Below are 6,796 nucleotides of genomic sequence, written 5' to 3'. Positions count from 1 at the left end.
GCCTGGCCAACTGCCGCCAGGCGCCAAAGACGGCGCCTGCGGGACCGGGGTCAGCACGTAGGGGACGCAAATGCCAGGCATCGCGCAAGGCGGCCGCATCCTCGGCGCGGCCGGCGAGCCGCATGCTGGAGGCGGCGCAGCGAACCGCCAGCCGCTGCCGCCAAGCGCCGGCCCAGGCTGCCTGCGCGCGGGCGAGCGTGTCGAGGGCACCCAGGGCGGCGCCGGCCCGGAAGGCGGCGTCGCCGTCACTCGGCGCGCCGGCGCTTGTGATCGCCCACGCGGGAACGGAGGGCGGCGCAGAGGAGCTGGCGGTCGCGGGATCGAGGCGAATCATAATTTGGAGAGTAAAGTGCCGGTGCGCTTTTCGCCATGATTTTCGTGCCAAAACGCACAGCCTGTCGGATCAGCACAACGACTGATAGTGTTGCATTATCAATCTCTTCACGAGTTCGTCCCTGCTAAGCCATTTGGCCAACAAGTAAGTCTCGACAGGGCACCTTTTTGCGCAGCCGGACGAAACTCCGTTCGGAAATGTGCCGGCTCGCGGCGTAGGAGCCTGCTCAGGTTCAGATGTCATGAAGGCATCTAACGCCCGATCTGCCGCGCAACTTCGGTCCCATATTCATTGCCGACGGGGTATCTGAGGGCGACGTTTTTTGCGGGTTTTTCCTGGTCGGCTTTGGAGGTGATGCTGGCGCCGATTGTCACAGGCTACTTCACTATCTGTTCCTTGACCGATGAGATCTTTTGCGCTGCGGCGCTCCCGTCTTTGCTGTGGGTCACCTTCTGACCCAAGCCCCAACGTACACACGCGGGAGTGTCCTACAAGCCATCGGTTTCGACAGATCGGATGGATTGGGCAGGCGAGCCCAAAAGCTGCGAGCTTAGAGCGGTTATAAATCGTAGTTGTAGCTGTGTAACAAACTGTGTAACAAAAAGCGCGAAAAGACTAGTATTTTCAGTATCATAGAGGTGAAAGGGAATCCCTCCCTCTCCGCCATCAATTTCCCGTAACAGACTGATTCGCAACGATTTTTCTGGATAGCGGCTCTCTTTTGGTACATTCTTGGTACAAAGAGGCTTCCGCACAAGCCCCCATGGATCGACGGCATAAGAACCTCGATCTTATCGTCTCAGCCGCCGCCACGATGGAGGAGGAGATAGAGAACATGTTCGGCTGCCTCCACCGCTTCGAGGAGAAACCAAGAAGCAGGTGAACGAAGTCTGCCGTGGTGATGCCACGATGAAGATCAAGATTGATGCTGCGGCAAAGATTTAAGAGCCCCGCTTTGACAATCGTGACCGGCTTCCTTCGCCCTTCAATTCACTCCGCGTCAGGATTGTCGACAAGGCAGCCTGCACCATGGCATCCTTGGTAGTTGCCATGCACATCAAAGTTTGGCTCTCCCTGCCTGTCAAATTGCGGTCGGGTATCGATTGCCTTGTCCGGATTGTCGACTTTGCATCCGATGCCATGACAACCATTGTAGCTGCTATCGGAGCGGTAGTTACTCGTCGTGTGCCGTCGATTGTGATGATCGTCCGCCATCCCCTCGATCAGAGCGCCGAGAATAGCTCCGCCAACCACCGCGCCGACGTCATGACCGCGATGGTCATACATGCGGGCATTGGGATCAAAGCTGTCGCCACGTCCATGGTGGTAGCCGCCGACATCGGCGAAAATTCCGGAGCAGCCTTGCGCGACCCAAATATATTTGCTGCGTGGATTGTAGCCCCAGGTCCGGTTCAAAATACAAGGACTTCCGGAAGTCTGATGAATGAGTTGCGGCTTGCTCAGCGGGCCCGCCCAGCATTCGCCATACTGATAGTGCCTCGATTGGCATTCGACGGTCGATTGTGCGCGGGCATCAGAGATCATCCACGATGAGCCGAGCGCGAGCAAAGCAATGAACAGGTAACGTAGCATGTGAACCCTCCGGAGTGGTCAACGATCGGTTGCGTCGGTATCATCGAAAATGGAATTTCTTCCGCCAGGTGTCAGTCGTTGATCGCGGTGATCTTGATGGTGTTGCCGTCTCCGACGCCGGAGAACCAGACCTCGCCATCACCGATTGAGACGCCTTGCCAATTGGCGAACAGCGTCGGATAGGTCTGCTTGAGGACGGTCTGTTTGACCTTGGCGGTAACGATCTTGTCGTAATCCGTCACGAAATGCGCGGCGTCGTTTATCTTGATCGCCTTGCCGCCGATCCGGGCGCGGAAGGGATAATCGATCATCGACGCGACGGTCTGCTTGTCACCGGCACTGACAGCCTTCTGCAGCTTGTCGAAGAACTGCTGATAGGTTGTGTGACTGCCGAACAGCGCGTCAAGGGCCTGGTTTGTTTCAGCGGCGGTCTGCGCTGCCGCTGGACCCGCAACGGCGGTACTCAATAGCGCGGCGGAAACCAGCATGAATAGAGAGTGCCTCATCATAGGTCCTTTCACTCGGTGCGTTCAATTGCCAACCCATCAGCCTGGATTTGTCCTTCGGACGTTCGCGCCCTGACTGATGCCGACGGCGAACGGGAAGACGAACGGCATGCCGTCACTGACGTGAACTGATATATAGGCGCGTCCATTGATTTTTTTTATTTCAGTACACGCAAAAGGTGTAAAAAAGAATACCTAAACGTCGATTATGACGGACAGAGATGACGGTTAAGGTATCCAAAACCTTATTCGCGAGTGCTATCGATACGAGCAGCGACGCCTATGTCTTAAATTCTCCCTCTATGACGCAATATCGATAGAAGCAGAAATCTGCCGTCACCTGTGCCGCCGGCGTGGGTATGGTCCAGCGGCATCCGACAGCAAGCGTTTGCCTGCGCCTGTTCAATTCGCCTCACTTCACGATGACCTTTGCTCCCCGCGGCACCAGACTGTAGAGTTCGATCACATCCTCGTTGAGCATGCGAATGCACCCTGAGGACGCTTCAGTTCCTATGGTCCAGGGCTCTGAGGTGCCGTGGATACGATAAAGCGTATCCACGCCGTTCTTGTACAGATAGAGAGCTCGCGCGCCGAGCGGATTGTGCGTGCCGGGCCTGACCATGCGCGGCAGGTCGGGCGACTGGTTACGCATGTCGTCAGTCGGATACCATGCGGGCCACTCCGCTTTGCGCCCTACGCTGGCAATGCCCGACCAACTGTAACCGCTAGCCCCGACGGCGATGCCATAGCGCCGCGCCGTTCCATCGAGGCGGTATAGATAGAGGAACCTCTGCTGTGTATCGATCAACACCGTACCGGCAGGCAAGCGTTCCGGGGGCGTCACATCGACAGGCAGAAAGCGTTGGTCAAACTTGCTGCGATCGACGATGAAGACCTCATGCGGCTCCCTCGCGTAAGCGGCTTTCACGCGAACTAACTCTGTAGCCGTATTCGGGCTACCTTTTCCATCCGCCAGGCAACCGACAAGGAGCGCCGCCAGCGCCAATACAAAGCCCGACCGCACGAACTGGCGGATGCATTCCGGTCTTTCGTCTCTGCTCGAAACCGACCCGTTAATCGAACGGCCAAATGCTAGCGATCCAACTGGAGGAATGCGCACAGGCCGCTTACTCTTGGCTAGCTTCATCTACTGGCGAACCTTTTTCCTGGGCCCGCAACTGGTCGATGTGGATCGGCCGCTTCAGAGTTCGCTTTACTCGGTGAGTGTCATCCGCGACCGATTTCCCCGTCGGCGAAACACCCTGCAGATAGTGCTTCTGCCACTTCATCTCCTTGGTAAGCTCGTCGTTCATCTGCAGCCCGGCCGAAAACCGTCGACGTTCGCTATTCCAAACCTTATGTTCTTTATGGAACTCAGGATCGTCCTCCATCGGACGAATGACCGGCTGCACCTGCTCGATAGCGACACTTGGCATCATGGTGATGAAACAGAAAGGCTCGCCCTTGGCAAAAGTGACAGACCCAGGGCGGGTGAAGCGCCAATTCATGGTGAAACTGAACGGCAGCCAGTTGGTTTCCACCAAGCCGTCCAGGGGCGCGATTCCGTCCTTCATCCGGTTGGGGGAGCCGCGAGCCCACACCATCCAGCCCGGCTCGGTGCGAAACACGTAACCCGGATGAAAGGTTACTATGCCGTGCCCGAAGGTCGAGCTGATGAATCGGTGCGTGACGTTCGGTTCGTTTACATGGAAGGCGATGTCTTTTGTGGTGTTGTATCCGTTCCAAGTAACAGTCACATTTATGGGGTTCAACAATTCCCATCCGCTGGCATTGGCGATTGAAAGCGGCGTGCAACGATAGGCGAAATGCTGGTCGGTCGCATCCATCCAATCTCGCGTCCCCTCCGCGGCGACAAGCTCAGGGGGGTTCGGAGCCTGGATCATACAGTCAAGACGCGGGCCGGTCATACTCTCCGCTATCCTCAAACGATTCGATTCTAAGTTGCTGATCATGCCGCCAAACCGTAGCGGCATGACCAGGACAGAAGGGGGTACTATGGGCCTGCCGGTCCGGTAGGTCCCTCCGGTCCCACAGGCCCCTCCGGTCCGGCAGGTCCCACCGGTCCGGCAGGCCCAGTGGGTCCCTCCGCGCCGGGCGCGCCGGGAGGTCCAGACGCGCCGGTATCGCCGGGCGCTCCAGGTGTCCCGTCCGATCCGGGCAGTCCGACAGGCCCAGCAGGTCCGCCAGGTCCCTCCGCGCCGGGCGCGCCGGGAGGTCCAGACGCGCCGGTATCGCCGGGCGCTCCAGGTGTCCCATCCGATCCGGGCAGTCCGACAGGCCCAGTGGGTCCGGCAGGCCCCTCCGCGCCGGGCACTCCAGGCGCACCAGCCTCGCCGGGTGCGCCAGGCGCCCCTGGCTGTCCCCAAACATTGGTGGAAGGCGTCGGCAAGTTGCCAACGTCTCTTACGATGTGCGATGGAAGGAAGTCGCCACGATCACGCTGAATCAAGGAACGACCTGGCTTGTCGGCATAATAATCGTTCTGACCATCCGTGACCGCGCACTCGAAATTCTGGTCCGGATCCTTGCAGAAAACTGTCTTCGGGGCGCTTCGATCGCCATTGGTGCCGAAGTGGAATCTCAAACCGGCCATCGCAGAAAAATCGCCGCTTGAGGAGACGTCGCTGTTCGTCAGATCGAAGCTGAAATCACTGTAGATAGAAGTCGCTATTCCGCTTCCGAACTCGGTCAGGTACTCGGCGCCGCCAACAAGTTGCGTTCTACCACCAAAGGCGTCGCGATGACGCAGGCCGCCATTAACCTTGAAGTTATCCGTAGGATAGTACCCGACCCTGCCTTCGGCGAACGGACTGACGTCCTCTTCAAGTGAGTTCCATTCTATGCCGGCAAGTCCCTCAAGCGTGGCCCGGCCCAGATAGTACTGGCCTTCAACGCCGAGCTTGCCTTCGACATAGCCGTTTTCAAGAACTCCACCATCATCGTAACCACCTCCGCCATGAAGGTAGCTTCCATACAGACCCAGCGCCCCAACTTTCGGATCACGGCGGAATAGATGCGCGGCGGCACCTGTGAAGTTACTGTTTGGCGTCACGCCACCAATCGCATCCACCTGGAAGCCGTATTTTTCACCGAGCGGGAGCGCCACGGAACCGTCGGTAAAGGCATACGGGTCGTGACCATTGGTTCCCGCGCCGAATCCGACACGCACGTTGGGCGCAGCAACGGCACGAGTGTCGGATTGCGGACTTGACAGGTACATGCGCCTCTCAACCGAGGATAGCGCAGCCATCTCGCGACTCTGGGCCACCGAACCCCTCAGGGTGGCCAGTTCTCCTTTAACCTGGGCAGTCTCGGCGTAGGCGGCCTCAAGTTTGCGCGCCATCTGCTTCTGATTTCGCTGCAGGTCCAAAATCATCTGATAGAGTTGTTCGTTGCTTGGCGCCCCCGCTAGCGCGGGGGTAATCCCGACATAGATGGATGCGAAGGTTAGAATAGAACAACTGGCAAATAAAACTCTCTTATGCTGCCGCATCCCGCACCCCTTCTGCGCACCGCCGCCCTCGTTATCTACCTCGCCACGCGCACGACACATTCCTGTTCGATTGCGCATAGAATGCGAACTATCTAACGAATGCGGATTTATCCAATCCTTTCCTTGAAGTAATTAATCTCGTGATTCCTCACAATCGCAGTAACTGTCATATCATTACACTTACTGTCAGTCGTTTGAGGATGCTCCTCGAATTCCTCCCTGTCCTCTCCCAAATTGATGAGATCGGCAATCTTCTCTCTGGACAGGGTCCGCACGATCATTCTAATCGGTGAAGGCGAAGCCTGACCCTCGAATTGCGTGCAAGGGGAGAAGCATGTCGGATTTCTTGGCTCTTCGACGCAACCGGCTCACGATGGTGTCCAGGTGGGCATAGTTGAAGTCATAGATGTCTGCGCCCATGGCTTCGACGAGCGCGCGGCGATCGACGGTCTTGCCGCGCTCACTGAACAAGCGTTCCAAAAAGTGCCGTTCCGAGGTGGTCAAGCGAAGGCGATGGCCCATGCCGTCGGTAAGCACCCAGCAGCCTTCCTCCAGGGTCCATCGTGGGGCCGGAGACGAAGGGGCGCGGCGCCTGTTGAGACGTTCATTGAGCGTCATCACCGTGGCAGCAAGCTCCCGAACATCAATGGGTTTGACGAGGTAAGCGTCAGCGCCCGCTTCAAGACCATTGAGCCGGTCGTCGATGGAACTCCGGGCCGTCGCCATGACGATCCCGACCGATTGCAAGGCCCGCAAATGGGAAGCTATGGAAAGGCCGTCTTCGCCCTCCAGGCCAATGTCGAGAATGACGATTTCAGCCGGCTTGGCGGCGCAGGCTCGGTAGAGGGC

7 protein-coding genes are annotated in these 6,796 nt (G+C 58.0%); all 7 read right to left on the bottom strand.

Annotated features, from left to right (window positions below; all coding sequences use genetic code 11):
- On the bottom strand, positions 1–334 hold a 334-nt coding region (locus EN964_RS19755; RefSeq protein WP_127276653.1), incomplete at its 3' end, for a DUF1403 family protein.
- Between the two features lie 990 nt (positions 335–1,324).
- Entirely contained in the window at positions 1,325–1,927 is a 603-nt protein-coding gene (locus EN964_RS19750; RefSeq protein WP_127266888.1) for a DUF3011 domain-containing protein, read from the bottom strand.
- Between the two features lie 71 nt (positions 1,928–1,998).
- Positions 1,999–2,415: a hypothetical protein gene (locus EN964_RS19745; RefSeq protein WP_245465926.1), complete on the bottom strand. Its 417-nt coding sequence runs from the start codon at positions 2,413–2,415 to the stop codon at positions 1,999–2,001.
- Between the two features lie 430 nt (positions 2,416–2,845).
- Positions 2,846–3,580 (bottom strand): L,D-transpeptidase, encoded by a 735-nt coding sequence (locus EN964_RS19740; protein ID WP_127266890.1) that lies wholly within the window; start codon positions 3,578–3,580, stop codon positions 2,846–2,848.
- Positions 3,561–4,337, bottom strand: a complete 777-nt coding sequence (locus EN964_RS19735; protein WP_245465065.1) for a DUF6065 family protein — start codon at positions 4,335–4,337, stop codon at positions 3,561–3,563. Before EN964_RS19735 ends, EN964_RS19740 begins: the two co-directional genes overlap by 20 nt.
- 110 nt (positions 4,338–4,447) lie before the next feature.
- Entirely contained in the window at positions 4,448–5,947 is a 1,500-nt protein-coding gene (locus tag EN964_RS39130) for a collagen-like protein (protein WP_127266891.1), read from the bottom strand.
- A 282-nt stretch (positions 5,948–6,229) separates the two neighbouring features.
- Positions 6,230–6,796 (bottom strand): response regulator transcription factor (locus EN964_RS19725; protein WP_164775888.1); only part of this gene is annotated, 567 nt, incomplete at its 5' end.

It is taken from the genome of Mesorhizobium sp. M7A.F.Ca.CA.001.10.2.1 (assembly GCF_003998575.1).
Lineage (GTDB): Bacteria > Pseudomonadota > Alphaproteobacteria > Rhizobiales > Rhizobiaceae > Mesorhizobium.
Note: the sequence above shows the minus strand (reverse complement) of the source record. Positions and strands in the feature narration are given on the sequence as shown.